Genomic DNA, 19,122 nt, shown 5'->3' with positions numbered 1-19,122 from the left:
TAAAAGTTAATGGGATTTAAATACATATTTTCTAACTAAACAAAAGATTTTTAAAGTTATGTCAAAATACAATTTGTTAGATAAGATAAACACTCCTGATGATCTTAAACTTCTTTCAGAAAATCAGCTTAAAGATTTATCGTCAGAATTAAGAAGTTTTCTTATTAACACATTAGATGTAAGTGGGGGGCATTTCGCTAGTAGTTTAGGTGCTACTGAGCTAACTGTTGCCTTGCATTATGTTTATAACGCACCGCATGATAACATAGTTTGGGATGTTGGTCATCAGACTTATATTCATAAGATTCTAACAGGTAGAAAAAATCAGTTAGTAACTATCAAAAAAGATGGTGGTATATCTGGATTTCCAAAGCGTTCAGAGAGTGAATATGATGCTTTTGGGGTAGGGCACTCAAGTACATCGATTAGTGCAGCTCTTGGTATGGCTATAGCTGATAGGCTTAAAAACAAACCTTCAAAAACAGTAGCAATAATCGGTGATGGAGCTATAACTGGAGGTATGGCTTTTGAAGCTTTAAATCATGCTGGAGGAATTAAAGAAGATATTCTAGTAGTTTTAAATGATAATGAGATGTCGATATCTGATAACGTAGGAGGCTTATCTGCTCATTTTAGCAAGATAATTTCCGGAGGGTTTTATAACTCTATACGTGAGAAAGGTAAAGAAGTTTTAAAAAATATTCCACCAGTATTTGAGTTAGTTAAAAAGATAGAAACTCAAACTAAGGGAATGTTTGTACCAGCTAATTTTTTTGAAGATTTAGGATTTTATTATGTGGGTCCGATAGATGGGCATGATGTACATGAGCTGATTAAGACTTTAAAGATTTTAAACAATCATAAAGGACCCAAACTTCTACATGTTGTAACTAAAAAAGGCAAAGGATATACAAAAGCAGAGTTTGATCCTATTAAGTTTCACCACGTTGCTCCAAGTTTTCATACAGGTGATAGCATCACTAAAGTGCCAAAACCAACTTTTTCAAATATTTTTGGTTCCTGGATATGTCAAAAAGCGGCTAAAGATGATCGTTTAGTTGGTATTACTCCAGCTATGAAAGAAGGATCTGACTTAATAGCATTTTCACAGCAATATCCTGATAGATATTTTGATGTTGCTATAGCAGAGCAACATGCAGTTACTTTTGCCGGTGGTCTTGCTTGCCAAGGTTTAAAGCCAGTAGTTGCTATTTACTCAACATTTCTTCAAAGAGCATATGATCAAGTTATTCATGATGTAGCATTACAAAATTTAGATGTTTTATATGCTGTTGATAGGGCAGGTTTAGTAGGAGCTGATGGCGCTACACATGATGGTAGTTTTGATCTTAGTTTTATGCGCTGTATACCCAATCATATAATCATGGCTCCAAGTGATGAAAATGAGGCTTTTCATATGTTAGAACTTGGGTATCAGTATACTGGTCCTGCTATGGTTCGTTATCCACGAGGAGTTGGAGTAGGGGCTGAAATTACAGAAAAACTAGACTTAGAAATTGGTAAAGCAAAAATTATAAAATATGGATCAAAAGTAGCAATTTTGAATTTTGGTACTTTATTGTCTATAGCTATAGAAGTAGCAAATAAATATGATGCTACAGTTATAGATATGCGTTTTGTTAAACCTTTAGATGAAAAAGTGATTACTGATATTTGTAAGTCTCATCAAATAGTTATAACTTTGGAAGAAAACTCTATTGCTGGTGGAGCTGGTTCCGCTGTAAATGAATATATTTTTGCTAATGATTTGCACAAAAATGTAATAGTTAGAAACTTTGGTTTAAAAGATAAATTTTTAAGCCATGGAATCAAAGATCTACTTTTAGAAGATAGTGATATCTCTGATGTAAAAATTTCTGAGGAAATAGTAAGAATGCTAAATAATTGTTAGAAACCCCCGAGGGTTTTCAAATCTTTGTACTTGGCTATAGATTATTTGACTAAAAAATGGTCTATGCCCGTCAGATATTGGAATAAGGCTATGCCTTATTTCGCTATTGAGTTTGAGGATAGAATCCAGAAGACTCAAACTAATGAGTGACTGTCAGATTAAGTTTGAGCTACTACAACTTAGCTCTTTAATACAAATTCCAACACATATTATTACTTTCTAACTTTGTATTTCATACCTAATTTAATCCTTTAATATTTGCCAATAGCCACTGCTATTGTCTGCACATCAAAAACTTAAATTAGTCATAAACTCCTTTGTGATAAATGCATCAATTTATGTTGGAATTGGTGTAACTTCTCAAATTAATTCTTTGAAAACAGAAATACTACCACTATCAAGCCCATTAACATAATCTATTATCTCATCGTAGGTATTTAAGGTAGGGCAGCCTAATCGACTAACTTTATCCATTAAATTATGAAACCATAGCTCCGATTTTGATTTATATATCATATCTCCATTTCTTGACTCTATAACAATGTTATCACTTTTAATATAAGTATCTTGCCTAGCACCAATAGTTTTATATTCATTAATTTTTTTTAATTGTCCCAATTCTTTACTATAATACTTATTTTTATCAAAACGAGCAAAAGTGTCTATATCGTTTATTAAAAGTTCGATCATATTATTGATTATCGTTTCTAGCTCACTTTTTAATATACTACACTTAGGTAATGCTACCTCTTTAGAGTATTGATAAAACTTACTAACTGCCCTATATGCAGACGTATTTAATATAATATCTCTAGCTACAGCTTTAAAGTTCTCGAGTTCATATTGTATAGATGGTAATTTACAATTATGTTTTAAAAACTCCGGCAAGCTACATTTTAGCCAAAAATAATTGTAATCTTTTATACGGGAAGCATATAAAAGAGTTAACGGAAGTTGGTTTCCAGAAAAAATAGACTTATTATATTTATTTTTCTTAGAAAAAACAAACTTATATTTTTTACCAGAAAAACCTTTAAATTTTTTTTGACTGTTTTCCTCAGAAATATATTTACCTGGATTGCTAACCATTTTCTTATGCCATGACCTTAGTTTGCCTGAGCTGTATTCACTCTCTTCTACCCTAAAGTAATAAGCTAAAAAATTAAGAGCTCTAATATGATTTCTATATTTATATTCTGTAGCTGTACTCTCACTATGTATAACTTCTAAGATCATAATAGGTATTTGCCTAATATAGGTAATCATACCCAATAACACATACTCATCTAATCTTGGAAATATTTTTTGCAAACTTTCTAATACCTCTGGATAATACCTTTTAGTCTCAGTAAATAGCATTTCTTTGATATTAACTGGTATCGTATCACCACTTAAATTAAATTGAAAATTAACACCTTTATAAAATTTATTAATCGGTTTAACTACTGATTTAAGGGCTTGTTTATTTATAACTATATTGTTATATATAGGCTTTTTATTAAAGAATTTTGCCATATGATTTGTGAATTCATCTACATCGATATTATCTCTAGCATGCTTTTCATACCAAACATGATGTGGTTGGTTTCTTGAGTTATAACCAAATATTTCTTTATCTACCCAAATATAAACTAATACTGCTATATATAAGGCTCTTTCTAAGTAATTGTCTTTCTTAATGTATCTCGGCGAGGTTACATATTCTAAGGCGTGAGAATTATCAGTTTCCAATACCTCTTGGAAAAAGTCGTCTTCAGATCCAAAAACTGCTACTATTGTATGAGGTTCATAAAATTCAGCTGGAGAATTTTGAGCATATTTACTAATACAAGCTATTTCAAACTCAAGTCCCGTGAATATATGTTCACGAGATTGATGCCTATGATGTATTTTATTATAAAAAGTAGATAGATCTCCCGTTTTATCTATAGTTAATGATTTTCTTTGCGCACGAAAATAATCCTCTTGCAACATAATACACGAATTACCTTTTTCAAAACTTGGAAGGGTTGGGTTAGATAATGACTGTCTTCGAGAATGCTTTTTCATATCAATACTAGTATCTAACCTAGACTGACCTAATTTAACTTTATTAACTAACAAAGAGTTTCTATAAATTTGTGATCTTACATCTTCTTTACTTATTGTTCTTTCATAGTCTTCTTCTTGAGTACAAAATATCCCATATAAATCACAGATATTTGGACTTTCCTCTATTGAATCTGATACACTTCCAAAACCAAGTTTGGCTAATAAAGGTAATATCCTTCTTCCTAAAGATCCTTGTTGTAAATTCTGAATGTCTTGGATATCAGGCGATAAATCTCCTACTATTATAAAGTTCAGGTATGTATTAACAGCACTAATTTTTTCAGTTTTTGATGGCTTACCAAACACCCCTGCTACAAAGCCTCCTTTATACTTTGGTCCTTCCTTCCTAGTCTTTTCATAATCTTTTAATGTACTTATTATTTTTTCAAGTATTTCCTCTGACATAGTATGATAAATTTTTAACATTTTATTTATTTATTTTAATATAACTTTAACAATTATTCAAACTATAATTGTGTATTATTTTAAGTAAATTGTGGTTTTAAGATGAAAGGTGTTACACCATATATGATTTTTTAGCTAGATATTTCACTTTAGCAAAGCTTTTAGTTGTTATAAATTTCCTTCCAAGGTAGTAAAACATTAAGAGATATTACTTTCTTATGGGAGTTGTTGATATTGCTAGGTTTTTTTTGCTATTAAGTACAAAATTTATTAAGAAATCTTGGCTTGAATGGAATATGGCTTTACCTATTGTAAATTCAGTATCCACACGAAACGTATAAATACCAGACCCAGCAAGGCCACAATTAACACTAAGAATGGCATTATCAAAACCTTCTTTATAAAGAAAAGTTGTACCTGTTGTTGTATCACTAGGTAAAATTTCCCAATCTCCATTAACGTTTGTAAAAGAAATTATACATAAAGGATTGTTGATAGCATCTCCGGATAGACTAAATTTAATAGCTGTTGGAGTTAAAGTAGAAGAAGGCTGAGCATAGATTACTCCTTCAGGTATCCAAGTATAGGCTGGATAAGCTACGTAAGGTTGGGTTTCAGATGTATCGTTATACATAAGTAGAGAAACATTATTATTATTTTCTAAACAACTGGATAAAAAAGAAATAAATAATATGACAATTAAAGAAATACAGATTCGTTTAAGCATGATAAAGCTTGCTATTTTTTATTACACCTGATATTAAATAATGATTAAATCAAAGTCAACACTAATAATAGTACAACGTTATGAAAAAGGAAATATTAAAAAAGGGATCTCTCTTAAGTTTGGGACTATTGAGTTTTAACTTGTTAAAAGCTGCAGATTACCCATTAAAAATTATTAATAACACTAATGTGATCGATGATACTTATATAACGGTTGTAGATGGAGCAAACATTTATACAGTAAATAATGATGGATCTTTGACAAAAGGACCTTTACTGGGTAAGGCATATTTGCAAGACTATAGTAAAAGTATAGGAACAACTGGAGACTTTACAATAAAACTTCCAGATCCATTTGTATCCGGACGAATATATGTATCTATAGGACATCCTTTAGGAGGTGTTGCTTCATCCATACCTTTTTATAGCACTAGCTCTTCAGATAGTAATTATTATATGTCTCAAGTAGTTTATGATAAATTTGAACTAACATGGCAGAACGGTGTGCTATATATAGATCCCACAAGTGTTGATTTTTTTGGTATACCAATTACTATACAAAATCCTTCTCCTATTGTTGTTAGTGATCTAACTGAATCTGGATACCCTTTAGGAATGAGTTGGAGTCAGATTATGAATAAAGCAGTACCTGAAATGCCAACAGGAGTTTATTCAGAAAACCAAACCACTTGGAGCTCTCTGGTATTTAATGATTCTGGATCAAATCCAATACGAATTATCAGTCCTTCCGGAATAGCTACTTCTTCTGGTGCTACAAATTCTTTAGGATCTCAAAAAAATATTGCAAATGATCCTCCAGCTACTGGTACAAGTTATTTACTACAAACTATATCTTCGACTTCTTATTTGAATAATCTAATAAGTTACTATACAGATACATCTAATCAGCTTGCTTTTGATGTAAGTCAGCTAAACCAGCCAGCTTATCCTCAAACAATTATTTTTAAAGATGTTGTTTATTTTGCAAATGGAATATCAGCTAATAGTCAATGTAGCCAAAAAATAAATGGGTATGATTCACAAGGTAGGCCAATATATGGAGCTTATGCTAATAGTAGTGATTGTTGGGAGTTTATTCCAAAGGTATGTGCAGATACTACAGATCTAAGCACATGTACAACACCAACAGGTAACCAAAGTATTTTACAAAAAGAATATATACCTATGGATTACGTAAGTTCATTTGATTTTTTTAGTCCAGGTCAATGGCCTTTCGATAACAATAATATATTACCAAAAGTATACACAACAGTAGCTACTATTCAGACTAATCATCCAGCAAAAGGGCTTATAGCTGAATCATTGACAGCTCTTTTTTCAGCAGGATTGCTTCCTGTTTCAAATAGTCAAATATACAATATTGCTATAGATAAAGATTCTTTGAAAAATATCATAAATAGTAATGAAGATATTTTATACAAAAATAATTCTGCAAATGGAAGTTTAACAGATAAAGGTCCATGGTTTAGTCAATATTCTAAGGTTATTCATTCGCTATGTTATGATAAATCTTCTGGAGATCTATGTACTAATGCGACAGTAACTTCTGACAAGCAATACCCAACAGTATATACGTTTGCATTTGACGATTTTTTAGCTCAAGATGGTACCCTTACCAGTAATAATATAAGTAATCCAATCACAGTCACTATAAATGATATGTCAGGTTATCCTCAGACTACTCCTGGAACGCCTCCTAGACCAAATATTAGTGTCGATACTCCGACTGTAGTTTCAGGTACTCTTTTAAACTGTCAAGATGAGCGTCCAAGCCAGACTTGCTCTGTAGCAGCTGTTTTTACAACTAAAAACACTCCAGAAGAGATATTAGGCAACTACATTGTTCAAGCCTCACCTATAACCTCTACAGCAAATGGTTCTAATTGCCATCGAATCGGCCAGAGTAGTTGGGCCCAATGTGGAGGTATAGCACCGACTAATATTAACACAATCTCAGTAACAAAAGTCTCAGGACCAGACTCTAGTGCTAATTATACCTATAAAGTTACTTCAGAGGTTCCTAGAGACCAAATTGAGCAAGTTGTAACAGGAGCGGTATGGAAGAATTGTCCAAACTCTACAACACAAAATAAATTTAAGTATTATGTTTCAGTTTCAGATAGTACAACCACTATTGCAGCTGAATCTCCAAACACATCTATATATCATAATATTCCTGGGTGTGCAGTTCCAAATTAGGAAATGCTGAAAAACTATTAACTTTGGGTTGTGGGAGCCGTTTAATATTTAGTTTTATCTTAAATAAGTAACTAGAATGCAAAGTTCTGTTATATCCATTGTCATTTACTTTAATTACTATATCATTTAAGCCATATAACATTATTTACATTTTTTATGCAAAATTTTACATTTTTTATTAGTTGCGCTAAAGGTTTAGAAATTCTTTTAAAAGAGGAACTAGTAAGCTTAAAAATATCAGCTCAAGAAAAACTTGCCGGAGTAGAATTTGAGGGCTCTTTAGAGGATGCATATAAAGTTTGTATTCATTCACGTTTAGCTAGCCAAGTGATGCTTAAAATAGCTACCCAAAAGGTTGAAACTCAGCAAGAACTATATGATTTTATATCCTCTATAAATTGGAATGATTATTTTGAAGTTGATAAAGCTTTTAAAATTATAGTATCAGGAAATCATTATGATTTTAATAATACTATGTTTGTCTCACAAAAGACAAAAGATGCAATAGTTGACCAATTTAGAAATAATTTTAAAGATCGCCCGGATGTTGATACGGAAAATCCGGATAACGTTATTAAGTTACATTTGCATAAAAATTTTGTGAATGTCTATTTGTGTATTAATTTAGAAAGTTTACATAGGCGTTCATATCGACAAAACCAAGGCCAAGCACCATTAAAAGAGAATCTAGCTGCAGCTATACTTATAAAAGCAGGGTGGCTAGAAGAGTTAAAAAAAGATACACCAATTTTAGTAGACCCAATGTGCGGTTCTGGCACAATTTTAATAGAAGCTGCATTAATGGCTAAAAATATTGCTCCTGCTTTACTAAATGATAGTTTTAAGGTTTTTAACTCAAAATTACATAACCAAGAACTATGGCAAGATTTACTAACTAAAGTCAAAGAAAGTGTAAAAACTTCAAAAGCCATTATCCAGGGCTATGATATTGATAATAATATTTTAGATAAAGCTAGTAAAAATATTTCTTTAGCAGGGTTCAGTGATATTATCACTATTAAACAACAAGATATTAGAGATCTTGAAAATGTATTTCCAAATACTGGTTTAATAGTTACAAACCCGCCATATGGTGAGAGATTATTTGGCGATAGAATAGCTGATTTATTAGACGCATTTAATGGTTTTGGTGAAAGGCTTTATACTGATTTCCAAGATTGGAAAGTTGCAATATTAACTAACTTTCATGATTCTATAAATGAGTTACAATTTCGCACAACTAAGCGTAATAAATTTTATAACGGTGCTATAGAAACTATCCTATATCAGTTTGAAATAAACGAGCAATCAAGATTTAAACATGAATCTCAATTAGAAAAAAATATTCGTCTTGCTGAAGCTTCTGCAGCTAAATCTGATGAGCATATGGATTTTGCTAATAAGCTACAAAAAAACCTTAAAAATTTAAAGCCTTGGTTAAAGCAAACGGCAGTAGAGTGTTACCGTCTATACGATGCTGATATACCAACATTTGCAGTAGCTGTCGATATTTATGGTGAGAAGGTTTTTTTACAAGAATATAAAGCAGATGTAACTATAGATCCTAATATTGCTAAGCAAAGATTTTACCAAACCATATATCAAATACATAAAGTTTTGGGTATCCCGTATGAGAATATTTATACGAGAGTACGTCAACGTCAAAAAGGTAAAGATCAATACCAAAAATCAGATAGCAAAAACAAATTTCATATAATAAAAGAATTTGACGCAAAGTTTTATGTTAATTTTGATGATTATCTAGATACAGGTATTTTTTTAGACCATCGTAAAATAAGACAATTAGTTGCAAAAGCTGCTAAAAATAAAAACTTATTGAACCTTTTTAGCTACACTTGTACAGCTAGTGTTCATGCAGCATTGTTAGGTGCTAAAACCACAAGTGTTGATATGTCAAATACTTATCTAGAATGGGGTAGGCAAAATTTTAAGCTAAATAATCTTGATGTTTCAAAACATAATTTTGTTCAGTCAGATTGTATTAGTTGGCTAAAGTCAAATACACAAAAATTTGACATAATATTTCTAGATCCACCAACTTTTTCTAATTCTAAGCGTATGGATGACGTGCTTGATATTCAAAGAGATCATGAGTTACTAGTAAATTTGGCTATGGATTCTTTGAAAAAAGATGGGATTTTATATTTTTCTAATAACTACAGACGTTTTAAAATTTCTGAAACTATATTAAACAAATATAACTGTGAAAACATTGATAAACAGTGTTTATCTAGAGACTTTTTATCTAATAAAAATATTCACAATTGTTGGGCGATTGAATATAAAAAATAATTTTAGTTAAGCTAAGTTGATTATGTTTTTTCCGGAAAAACACCTGTTTAGCATAAGTAACATATGTTAAAATCTAATAAAATTTTTAAAAGTAGTTTTTAGGTATGAGTAGATTTAATCAAAATGTTATGTATATAGTCGTAATAATAGCAGTATTTGTTACGTGTATTTATTTTTTTACCTCTAATAATGACTATGAAACCAAAGGTATTTTTTTACCGGAGTATAGTGTTAAGTTACCTAAAGTTGATCCTAATAGTGTCAAAATCTATAACCTACGTTACCAAAGTGATGCGGAAGGGGCAGTTGGTCTAATCAGAGTATCTACTCATACGACTAATCGAGATAATTTTACAAAGTTATGTGATAGAAATTTAAAAAAAGCTGTAGAATTAGCTGCCGAAAATGGTGTGGATGAGATTAAATATATTTGTTTGTATCCAGAAGGTCAGCTAGATGAATTAAGCAACGTTTCTTTACAGGCGTATGCTTTTAGGAATTGACAAATGAAAAAGTTAGATATTGTCTTTGCAGGAACGCCAGAGATTTCAGCTTACGTTTTAAAAGATTTATATGCAAGTGGTTATAATATCAAGGCAGTACTAACGCAACCAGATAGAGCAAAAGGTAGAGGTAAGAAAGTCCAATATTCTGCTGTCAAAGAAGTTGCTTTAGCTAATAACACTTTGATACTTCAACCACAATCTTTTAAAAAAGATCCAGAAGTTTTAGAGCAATTAAAAGAACTAAAGCCAGATGTTATCGTCGTTATAGCTTACGGCATAATCGTACCAAAAGGATTCTTAGACATTCCTAAGTATGGCTGTTTGAATATTCATGTATCTTTACTACCTAAATGGCGAGGAGCTGCTCCAATTCAAAGAGCAATTCAAGCTGGTGATAAAAAAACTGGTATCTGTATAATGCAAATGGATGAAGGGCTTGATACTGGTGATATCCTTAATACTTTAGAAATAGATATAAAAAACACAGATACATCAGCAAGTTTACATGATAGTTTTGCTAAGCTAGCAATTAAACCATTATTAGAAACTTTAGAAAATATTGATAATGTACAAGCTAAGCCTCAAATCGGTACACCCACTTATGCTCACAAGATAACTAAGCAAGAAGGCTTAATAGATTTTAATAAAACAGCAGAACAAATAAGCTGTCATATAAGAGCGTTTACTCCTTGGCCATCAGCTTTTTTTATACTTGAAAATCAGACTATAAAAGTAGGACAGTTTGAAATTTTGGAACAAAATTCACAACAAGCATCTGGAACTATAGTAGATACTTCAAAAATTGGCATGGATATTGCTACTTTGGATAAAGTTATTAGATTTAAACAGTTACAATTCCCAAATAAAAAAATGCTTCAAATAGCAGATATTTTAAATGGTAATGATCTAACCAAATATATTGGATATAGAATAGGATAAATACAATGAAAATAGGTTTTATAATAGATAACTTAAACTCTTTTAATATCTCTAAAGATAGTACCTTTATGATGCTGTTAGCAGCTCAAGAAAAAGGTTGGAATATTTATACGTTTTACTTAAATGATTTGTATATAGACAATGGCAAACCCAAAGGAGATGCCCTTGAACTAAAAATCCATAAGGATAAAAGTCTTTGGTATGAAATTATTTCACAGCATAGGAACCTTTCATTATTGGACTTAGATTGCATCTTTATGCGTAAAGATCCTCCATTTAATATGGAATATATCTATGTAACTTATATGTTAGATTTGGCTAAAAAAGCAGATGTTTTAATAGTAAACAACCCTCAGGCTCTAAGAGATTTTAATGAAAAAGTAGCAATTTCAAATTACTCTAAATATTCTCCCAATACGCTTATTACTAGAAGTTATGAGCAAATAAATAAATTCTATGATGAGCATAAAGATATTATAGTTAAGCCTCTAGATGGTATGGGGGGAAGTTCTATATTTAGGATAAAAGATGGTGATAAAAATAAAAATGTAATTTTAGAAACACTCACACATCACCAAACTAAGTATATAATGGTGCAAGACTACCAACAAGCTATATCTAAAGGTGATAAAAGGATACTTATAGTTAATGGTGAGCCTATCAAATATTTGCTTGCGCGTATACCTAGTGATAAAGACAATCGTGGTAATCTAGCAGCTGGAGCAACAGCAGAGGTTAGGCCTTTAGAAGATAGTGATTATAGAATAGCAAAAAAAGTTGCTAAGAAACTTAAAAAGCATGGAGTAATGTTTGCAGGTATTGATGTAATAGGTGATAAATTAACAGAAATAAATATCACTAGTCCTACAGGTATACAAGAAATTTATAAAGCTACTAAAATCAATGCTGCTAGCTTACTGATGCAAGCAGTAGAACAGAAAATACATAAAATCAGACAGGAGCAATTAGATGGATAATAACACAGGCTCAGTTAATCTTTTTGAAGAGGCAAAGCAATATATACCTGGTGGAGTAAACTCACCAGTTAGGGCTTTTAAAAGTGTTAACCAGGATTTTCCAAGATTTATAAAGTCTGCCAAAGGGGCTTATATTTATGATGTTGATTGGAACAAATATATAGATTATGTAGGGTCTTGGGGACCAATGATTTTAGGTCATGGTGACGATGATGTTTTAGAAGCTATCAAGTCTCAATTAAATAACGGTTTAAGCTATGGAGCCCCTTGTAAGCTAGAGGTTGAGTTAGCTAAGAAAATCACCAAATTAATGCCAAATATTGAACAAGTTAGGTTTGTAAACTCTGGTACAGAAGCTACTATGAGTGCTGTTAGACTAGCTAGAGCGTATACAGGTAAAAATAAGATTATTAAATTTGAAGGTTGCTATCATGGACATGCTGATGAATTTTTAGTAGCAGCTGGTTCTGGTGCTTTATCATTAGGTCAACCAAACTCTCCTGGTGTTCCAGAGGATGTTGTTAAAGATACTTTAATAGCTGATTTTAATGATGTTGAATCAGTAAAATCTCTATTTGAAAAGTATAAAGGCGAAATAGCATGTATTATAGTAGAACCTGTAGCTGGTAATATGAATATGATTTTGCCACAAAATGATTTTTTACATGATCTAAGAATATTGTGTGATGAAAATCAAAGTTTACTAATTTTTGATGAAGTAATGACTGGGTTTAGAGTAGCACTAGGTGGGGCACAACAAGTGTTTAACGTTAAGCCAGATTTGACAACTTTAGGTAAAGTAATTGGTGGTGGTATGCCAGTAGGTGCTTTTGGTGGAGCTAAAGATATTATGCAGATGGTATCACCAGCTGGCCCAGTTTACCAAGCAGGTACGCTTTCTGGAAATCCTATAGCAATGACAGCAGGCTTAACGACTCTTGAGAAAGTTAGCAAAGAAGGATTTTACGAGGAGTTAAGTGCAAAAACTGCTAAACTTGTAGATGGTTTAAATACTGCAGCAGAGAATTATGATTTCGCTTTTCATGCAAAAAGTTTAGGAGGCATGTTTGGTTTATTTTTCTGTTATGAAAAAGTGAAAATTCAAACATTTAAAGATCTAGGTAAGACAGATCTAAATATGTTTAATAAATTTTTTGCATATATGTTGGAAAATGGTGTTTATTTAGCGCCATCTGCTTACGAAGCTGGTTTTGTATCTATAGCTCATAGTGATCAAGATATAGAAAAAACAATAGCTTTAGCGAAAACTTTTTTTCAAGAAAATTAGGCTATTTATATAAAATCTTGTCATAGTAATTTTTATCTAGTTTGAATAAACTTTATCGCCTTGTCTAAAGCAATTTTAGCATTATTTAATGGGCTAATGCCAACGGTACTTATAAAACCATGAAACATTTCTTCATCATAGTGAGTTTCAACTAGAACACCTTGAGTTTTAAGTTTTGCTTCATAAGCATATATACTATCTACAAGTATATCGTGAGTCGCAGCTATTATTAAAGTATCAGGCTGTTTAGTATTTTCATAGAATATAGGTGAAAGTTGTGGGTCTTTTAGTTTATGAAAATTTTTACTAATATCATCAATATAAGCTTTTAGAAACATCTCACACCACTGACTGGTCAGATGATATTTGTGAGCATCAAACTTTTTGATACTGTTATATTTAGTATACATATCTACAGCTGGATAAACTAAAATCTGAGCTTTAGGCATATTATCTTGACGCTCATGACAAATGATAGTAGAAAGATTACCGCCAGCACTATCACCCATTACAAAAATATTTTTAGGATCTATAGTAAATTGCATAGCATTTTCATATAACCAATCATATGCGTACAGGGAGTGTTCAACAGCTGTAGGATATTTTTCTTCTGGAGCTAGTCCATACTCTAACGAAAATACATGAAAATCACTATTATCGCACAAATATCTACAAACATTATCATATGTATCAATAGAGCCTAAACACCAGCCACCACCGTGTATAAACAATACAGCTTTGTCACTACTAATTTTTGGCTGATAGTGCCTTAAAGTAGTTTGGTTTTCTAACTTAATATCTTTTTCAACTATATTTGGTTTAGGGATTTGGTTGATAAGTTGAATTACATTTTTACTAAAAACTTCACGCTGAATGCGTAAGTCTTGTTTTTTTAACTCTCTAATCTCTGGAGTGTCTAGTATTTTCTCCAACATAGGATGATATGGCATTTAAGATTTTCCTTTTAAACTTTATGTACTCTGATAATTTCAATGTTTTGTTGTTCTAGTTTTTGGGATAATTCCTTTGTTGCTAGATCCAATTCATTAATGCTAGTATTTTTATTTAAACCTAAAACAGAAGGCTTACGTGAATGTCCAACCAAAGTTTTGAGGTTTAATTTATCTTTTATAATGTTTATATTCTCAAGCAGGTATCTAGCAGTCTCAGCACTTTTACTAAAGCCAAAACCAATATCAAAGTAAATGTTATCTTTATTTAAACCCTCACTTACTAAAATATTCTTTTTTCCTTGGATATATTTATAAATCTCTTCTATAGAGTCTTTTTTTTCTAGATACTGGTTTCTATATATAATACCTAGATTATGAGTTATAACATATTTTTTGTCATATTTAGCAAGTAGCTTAGATTTCTGTTGAATATCATTACACTCCACATCATTTATCATCCAGATAATATCATGGTGTTTTGCTAAAATTTCTTGCATAACTTCTAATTTACGAGTGTCTACGCTAATTAAAGGACGGTATTTTAAAGTATGCAATTGAGATTTTAGGTAGTCTAAAAAGCTATCTAATCTGTTTATTTCTTCACTCGCAGGTATAGGTTCAGCATCAGGTTTTGTTGATTCAGCTCCGATATCTATAATTTCTGCACCATCTTCTATAAGTTGCTCTAGGTTGGTTTTACGTTCATTATCAGTTAGAAATCCATCAGAAAAAGATTGTTCTGACAGGTTAACTATACCCATGCGCATAGTGTTAGATAACCTTTGATTTAATATATCAATATTTTTTAGCTCTTTTAATCGAATATTTAGGTCAATATCTATATGTCTAGGATGATGCCAATTTTTATTGAGTTCTAATAATGGAGCTAAAGCAAAGTTTCTATTTAAAAGTTCTTTATGAGGTATTGTGAGCTCTTCAGTGTCTAAGATTAGATCTTCTGCTGCAAGTATGTCTAAGTCGATAATTCTAGGTGACCATATTGGAGCGTTTAAATCTCGTCCAATATTTTTTTCAATATCTTTAAGAGTTTCTAATAACTCTAGTGGCTTTAGCGAACTTTCTATTTTTATAGCAGTATTTAAATATATGATATCCCAGTCTTTAGGGGAATTATCTTTTAGTAGAGCTTTGCTACTGTAAAGACTCGCTTTAGCTAATAACTTTATGTTCTCGTTAGAGGCTATAGTATGTATAGCTTTGTTAATATTTTCTAATGTAAAACCAATATTAGCACCTATACCAATAATATATTGCATTTTTAATTCCTAATTATAAAAGCAGCTGATTCTATTTGGGAAACAGGAGGTGATTTTATAAGTTTAAGATACTTAGTAGTGATAGTAGGGTGCTTAGCACAGATAAATTGATAAATCTGTTTTGCTAAATATTCAATAAGATTACAACTAGTATTATCACAAAATTTTTGGATATCATTTCTTAATGTATAGTAGCAAATAGTTTGCTGTAGGTCATCAGTATCACTGGCAGTAAAACTCTCATCAAAGGCTAATTCCAGGTCTATTTTAACCGTTTGTTTTTGAGCTTTTTCTTCTTCAGAACATCCTAGATTAACATAAATTTCTAGACCTTTTAAAAATAAGGATTGTTGCATGTTTATAAATATAAATAAATGTAAGTTTTAGTAACTTAATATATCATATCTAAAAGTTAGATAATATATTGAAATACTAAGTAAGACTTATGCTACGTTGTAATTTTCTTAGTATTTTATGGTTTGGGGACTGTAAGTAATTTTGTGCTAGATCTAATCTAGCAAGTTAATCAAGAATTTACTCAATTATTTGGAAAGTCCCGGAAAAGAGCTTTACTCTTCCTCAAAAGTTTGCAAAATAGACTTTCGCTCTTGACTTATACTTTCTTCATCAATCTCATAATTATTTATATAATTAGAATTCTCATTTTCTTCCTCCATATTATCATCAACCGCAGTATAGAATTCGCTTTCCATATCTAAATTAATTTCATCGTCGTATTTAATAAATGATTTGTTTTTCTTGAAATTATGTTTCCCGTGGTAGTATTTTTTCTCTGAGTCAGGATCCCCTCTTTTTAATCTACCTATGATTTGTTGCGTCGCTCTATAGTTAGTCTCTTCTTTAGTATTAATAATAAAATCTAAATTTGGTATGTCTGTACCAAGTTGCAACATTCTATCAGCTAAAATTATTAAATTACTATCATTTCTTATTATTTCTGAATAAGTGTTCCTAGCTACTTTTGAATGAACTTCAATAATTTTTCTATCATCCAAAAGATGCTTAGTAAAATAATCTTGCAATTTGTTAGCATAATCTTTTATGTTTTTAATACCACTTAAAAAAATTAAGCCCTTACCATGTTCTTCTCTTAAGATATTACATATATTTTTAAATATGGCATTATCACCATTAAAGTCCTTTTGGATCTTTGTGACATTTGGAATAAGTTTAAGCTCATCAGTAGCTTTTTTAGTACTTAAAGAATAATCATAAGGACCAAAAGAGTAGGGCGTAGCTGAAAATAATATATTTTTAGTACTTAACAAACCCTCATGTTCTTTATTAGGTTTAAAATATATATGCGACTCATCAAATATTCTTGGAGTATCTGGATATGTATTTTTGTTTCTTGCTAAAAAAATCTTAAATGAATCATAACAAAATATATATCCAAATCTATGGTTATATAGATGATTTCGGTCAAGCATTTTTTCACAAATAGCTTTCTCGCCTGACATTATTTTTAGAAATGGGATGTTTATATCTTTATATTCCGTCAAATCTTTTTTGAAGGAATCAAATATTTGATTAACTATATCAATAGTTGGCGCAATTATAAAAACACTCCTACTTTGTAGTAAAGACAATGCCGAATACAAGATAACCTTAGTTTTACCTGTCCCAGTAGGCATTCTTATGTTTATGATTTGTTTGTCTGATTTATTTATAATATCGGCAGCTTCTGCCTGGGGGACACGAAATTCTTTAAATATTTTTGATGTAACGTTATCATAAACGTTGGATTTATTTTTTTGAGAATCAAATTTTAGAGAATTCTTTTTATAAAAATCTAACACAAATATTTTTCTATAGTCTTCATAATATTGTCTTTTAGTTTCAATTGCTTTTGTTACAGTTGTTTTTAGAGTATCAATAACAAACTTTCTCAAATCTGTGCTGCCATTAGTATCAACTAAGAGCCAATCATTGGCAGTCGTTAAGTTAATTAAAGACTCTTTTTTAGAATTATTAGTAGTAAACATTGATCTTTCATAACCAATAGTTTCTTGATTTAAAATTCCTATACTATCCATAATTGACTTTGTATTATCAGATTTATATTTGCATTTATATAAAAACATTATGCTAAATAGCATGTAGTAATCTTCTAAAGGAAAATGAACTTCTTGATTATTTAAATTAGGTAATAAGTGTTTAACTTCTCCTTTAAAAGAGGAATCTAAAATCTCAAATATTTCTTTGCTATTTATAAAATGGATTTTTGAAGGGAATCTTAAATTTATACCATAGATATTATTCATCCCTGTAATAAAAGATCCTATTTCCTTACATTCTTTTCTCAAAAAGTCATATAGACCATCCCAATCACAATTTCTTTCAGTGCTTGATGATATAACTGTATTAAAATGAACAATAGACTTAATATTATCGTCCATCATTATAAAATCATTTAATTTAAAATGCTTAGCAAAATGTAATATAGCTGCTCTACGAGTTGTGATATTTTTCTCTTTATTATAATCTCCAGTTATCTGGTAGCTTAGTGTTGTGCCACTGATATTGTTTCTTTCAGATAAATGAATTACAGGAACAATTATAGTTTTAGTAGATTTATTAGGTACAAAGCTACTATTCTGAGATATTCTCCCAGCACAGACGAATATAATTTGCGTATTATCCTTTATTTCAAAATTATATTGAAAGGTAAATTCACAAACCGCAATATTTTGATATTTATTTTGTTGATTAAATAAGAATTGTGTTGTCTCATAATAATGAGCAGATAGTTTGCTGAGGTCATTTTCTCCAATCTTTTTCTCAAAAATTTCCCGAACTGGATCTAATCCTTTTAAATATTTATGACTTACTGGAGGTAATATAAGTTCTAGGTTTATATCTTCTTTATCAGATCCAAAGCCATGAACTTTTGTTTTATGATTACGAAGAGTAGTATGATTATTAAATTTTTGGTTACAATCTTCACATATAAAACCAGAACCATGATCTTTTATTTTATGATCCCTAAGAGTCGTGTTATTATTAAATACTTGGTTACACTCTTCACATATAAAACCAGTGCCATGATCTCTTATTTTATGCTCCCTAAGAGTATTGTAATTATTAAATGTTTGGTTACACCCCGGCTCTTCACATATAAAACCAGAACCATGATCTCTTATTTTATGATCCCTAAGAGTATTGTAATTATTAAATATTTGGTTACACCCCGGCTCTTTACATATAAAACCAGTATGCTCTTTCATTTTATGACTTTTAAGAGCAGAGGCACTATTAAATGTTTGGGTACACCCCTTCTCGTAACATTTAAAACCATTACCATGTACTAGTTTTTTATGACTAGTAAGAGCGGGGCCACTATTAAGTACTTCGGTACACCCCGGCTCTTTACACATAAAAATAGAACCATGAACTTCTATTCTGTGCTCCCTAAGAGCAGAGCTACCATTAAATTTTTGGTTACACCTTTCACATAAATACATTGCCATAGCATGTTCCTTAATTGATCTAGA

Annotated in this window: 13 protein-coding genes; 7 read left to right on the top strand and 6 right to left on the bottom strand. The window is 30.8% G+C overall.

All coding sequences use genetic code 11. From position 1 onward, the window contains the following. Positions 1 to 58: 58 nt before the first annotated feature. Positions 59 to 1,912: a 1-deoxy-D-xylulose-5-phosphate synthase gene (gene dxs / locus FRA_RS04210; protein WP_035719225.1), complete on the top strand. Its 1,854-nt coding sequence runs from the start codon at positions 59 to 61 to the stop codon at positions 1,910 to 1,912. 360 nt (positions 1,913 to 2,272) lie between these two features. Here dxs and FRA_RS04205 read toward each other — a convergent pair whose 3' ends face one another. After that, positions 2,273 to 4,408, bottom strand: coding sequence for a hypothetical protein (locus FRA_RS04205; protein WP_155960866.1), 2,136 nt, complete (start codon positions 4,406 to 4,408; stop codon positions 2,273 to 2,275). 208 nt (positions 4,409 to 4,616) lie between these two features. Further along, positions 4,617 to 5,135 (bottom strand): hypothetical protein, encoded by a 519-nt coding sequence (locus FRA_RS04200; RefSeq protein WP_035719222.1) that lies wholly within the window; start codon positions 5,133 to 5,135, stop codon positions 4,617 to 4,619. Between the two features lie 80 nt (positions 5,136 to 5,215). On the opposite strand from FRA_RS04200, the gene FRA_RS04195 reads away from it, so the two are divergent. The 6 genes from FRA_RS04195 to hemL all read left to right on the top strand — a co-directional run bounded on the left by FRA_RS04195 (position 5,216) and on the right by hemL (position 13,377). Next, the gene (locus tag FRA_RS04195; RefSeq protein WP_035719220.1) at positions 5,216 to 7,354 is read left to right on the top strand and encodes a beta-1,3-glucanase family protein; all 2,139 of its coding nucleotides are present in this window, start codon (positions 5,216 to 5,218) and stop codon (positions 7,352 to 7,354) included. Between the two features lie 156 nt (positions 7,355 to 7,510). Next, a complete protein-coding gene (gene rlmKL, locus FRA_RS04190) occupies positions 7,511 to 9,667 on the top strand; it encodes a bifunctional 23S rRNA (guanine(2069)-N(7))-methyltransferase RlmK/23S rRNA (guanine(2445)-N(2))-methyltransferase RlmL (RefSeq protein WP_035719217.1) in 2,157 nt (718 codons plus the stop codon). A gap of 104 nt (positions 9,668 to 9,771) precedes the next feature. After that, positions 9,772 to 10,170, top strand: a complete 399-nt coding sequence (gene fvfA, locus FRA_RS04185; protein WP_035719215.1) for a Francisella virulence factor A — start codon at positions 9,772 to 9,774, stop codon at positions 10,168 to 10,170. 3 nt (positions 10,171 to 10,173) lie between these two features. Then, the gene (fmt, locus tag FRA_RS04180; protein WP_035719212.1) at positions 10,174 to 11,112 is read left to right on the top strand and encodes a methionyl-tRNA formyltransferase; all 939 of its coding nucleotides are present in this window, start codon (positions 10,174 to 10,176) and stop codon (positions 11,110 to 11,112) included. Positions 11,113 to 11,117: 5 nt separating this feature from the next. Continuing rightward, the gene (gene gshB / locus FRA_RS04175; RefSeq protein WP_035719210.1) at positions 11,118 to 12,089 is read left to right on the top strand and encodes a glutathione synthase; all 972 of its coding nucleotides are present in this window, start codon (positions 11,118 to 11,120) and stop codon (positions 12,087 to 12,089) included. Continuing rightward, positions 12,082 to 13,377, top strand: coding sequence for a glutamate-1-semialdehyde 2,1-aminomutase (gene hemL / locus FRA_RS04170; RefSeq protein ID WP_035719207.1), 1,296 nt, complete (start codon positions 12,082 to 12,084; stop codon positions 13,375 to 13,377). Before gshB ends, hemL begins: the two co-directional genes overlap by 8 nt. Positions 13,378 to 13,409: 32 nt before the next feature. Here hemL and bioJ read toward each other — a convergent pair whose 3' ends face one another. From bioJ to FRA_RS04150, 4 genes are all read right to left on the bottom strand, one after another. Then, a complete protein-coding gene (bioJ, locus tag FRA_RS04165; protein ID WP_035719205.1) occupies positions 13,410 to 14,327 on the bottom strand; it encodes an alpha/beta hydrolase in 918 nt (305 codons plus the stop codon). Between the two features lie 14 nt (positions 14,328 to 14,341). Continuing rightward, positions 14,342 to 15,607, bottom strand: coding sequence for a dihydropteroate synthase (gene folP, locus FRA_RS04160; protein ID WP_035719202.1), 1,266 nt, complete (start codon positions 15,605 to 15,607; stop codon positions 14,342 to 14,344). A gap of 2 nt (positions 15,608 to 15,609) precedes the next feature. Next, positions 15,610 to 15,963: a dihydroneopterin aldolase gene (folB, locus tag FRA_RS04155; protein ID WP_035719199.1), complete on the bottom strand. Its 354-nt coding sequence runs from the start codon at positions 15,961 to 15,963 to the stop codon at positions 15,610 to 15,612. 213 nt (positions 15,964 to 16,176) lie between these two features. Then, complete coding sequence (locus tag FRA_RS04150; RefSeq protein WP_464110817.1) at positions 16,177 to 19,098, bottom strand: DEAD/DEAH box helicase; 2,922 nt, start codon at positions 19,096 to 19,098, stop codon at positions 16,177 to 16,179. Positions 19,099 to 19,122 lie beyond the last annotated feature (24 nt).

The sequence above is a fragment of the Allofrancisella heilbronnii genome (assembly GCF_000710735.2).
Taxonomy (GTDB): Bacteria; Pseudomonadota; Gammaproteobacteria; order Francisellales; family Francisellaceae; genus Francisella; species Francisella frigidaquae.
This window is presented reverse-complemented; position numbering and strand designations above follow the sequence as displayed.

What these genes read in the sequence shown, in the direction of transcription:
- dxs (WP_035719225.1), top strand. Translation starts at nt 59, where the DNA reads ATGTCAAAATACAATTTGTTAGATAAGATAAACACTCCTGATGATCTT.
- FRA_RS04205 (WP_155960866.1), bottom strand. Translation starts at nt 4,408, where the DNA reads ATGTCAGAGGAAATACTTGAAAAAATAATAAGTACATTAAAAGATTAT.
- FRA_RS04200 (WP_035719222.1), bottom strand. Translation starts at nt 5,135, where the DNA reads ATGCTTAAACGAATCTGTATTTCTTTAATTGTCATATTATTTATTTCT.
- FRA_RS04195 (WP_035719220.1), top strand. Translation starts at nt 5,216, where the DNA reads ATGAAAAAGGAAATATTAAAAAAGGGATCTCTCTTAAGTTTGGGACTA.
- rlmKL (WP_035719217.1), top strand. Translation starts at nt 7,511, where the DNA reads ATGCAAAATTTTACATTTTTTATTAGTTGCGCTAAAGGTTTAGAAATT.
- fvfA (WP_035719215.1), top strand. Translation starts at nt 9,772, where the DNA reads ATGAGTAGATTTAATCAAAATGTTATGTATATAGTCGTAATAATAGCA.
- fmt (WP_035719212.1), top strand. Translation starts at nt 10,174, where the DNA reads ATGAAAAAGTTAGATATTGTCTTTGCAGGAACGCCAGAGATTTCAGCT.
- gshB (WP_035719210.1), top strand. Translation starts at nt 11,118, where the DNA reads ATGAAAATAGGTTTTATAATAGATAACTTAAACTCTTTTAATATCTCT.
- hemL (WP_035719207.1), top strand. Translation starts at nt 12,082, where the DNA reads ATGGATAATAACACAGGCTCAGTTAATCTTTTTGAAGAGGCAAAGCAA.
- bioJ (WP_035719205.1), bottom strand. Translation starts at nt 14,327, where the DNA reads ATGCCATATCATCCTATGTTGGAGAAAATACTAGACACTCCAGAGATT.
- folP (WP_035719202.1), bottom strand. Translation starts at nt 15,607, where the DNA reads ATGCAATATATTATTGGTATAGGTGCTAATATTGGTTTTACATTAGAA.
- folB (WP_035719199.1), bottom strand. Translation starts at nt 15,963, where the DNA reads ATGCAACAATCCTTATTTTTAAAAGGTCTAGAAATTTATGTTAATCTA.
- FRA_RS04150 (WP_464110817.1), bottom strand. Translation starts at nt 19,098, where the DNA reads ATGGCAATGTATTTATGTGAAAGGTGTAACCAAAAATTTAATGGTAGC.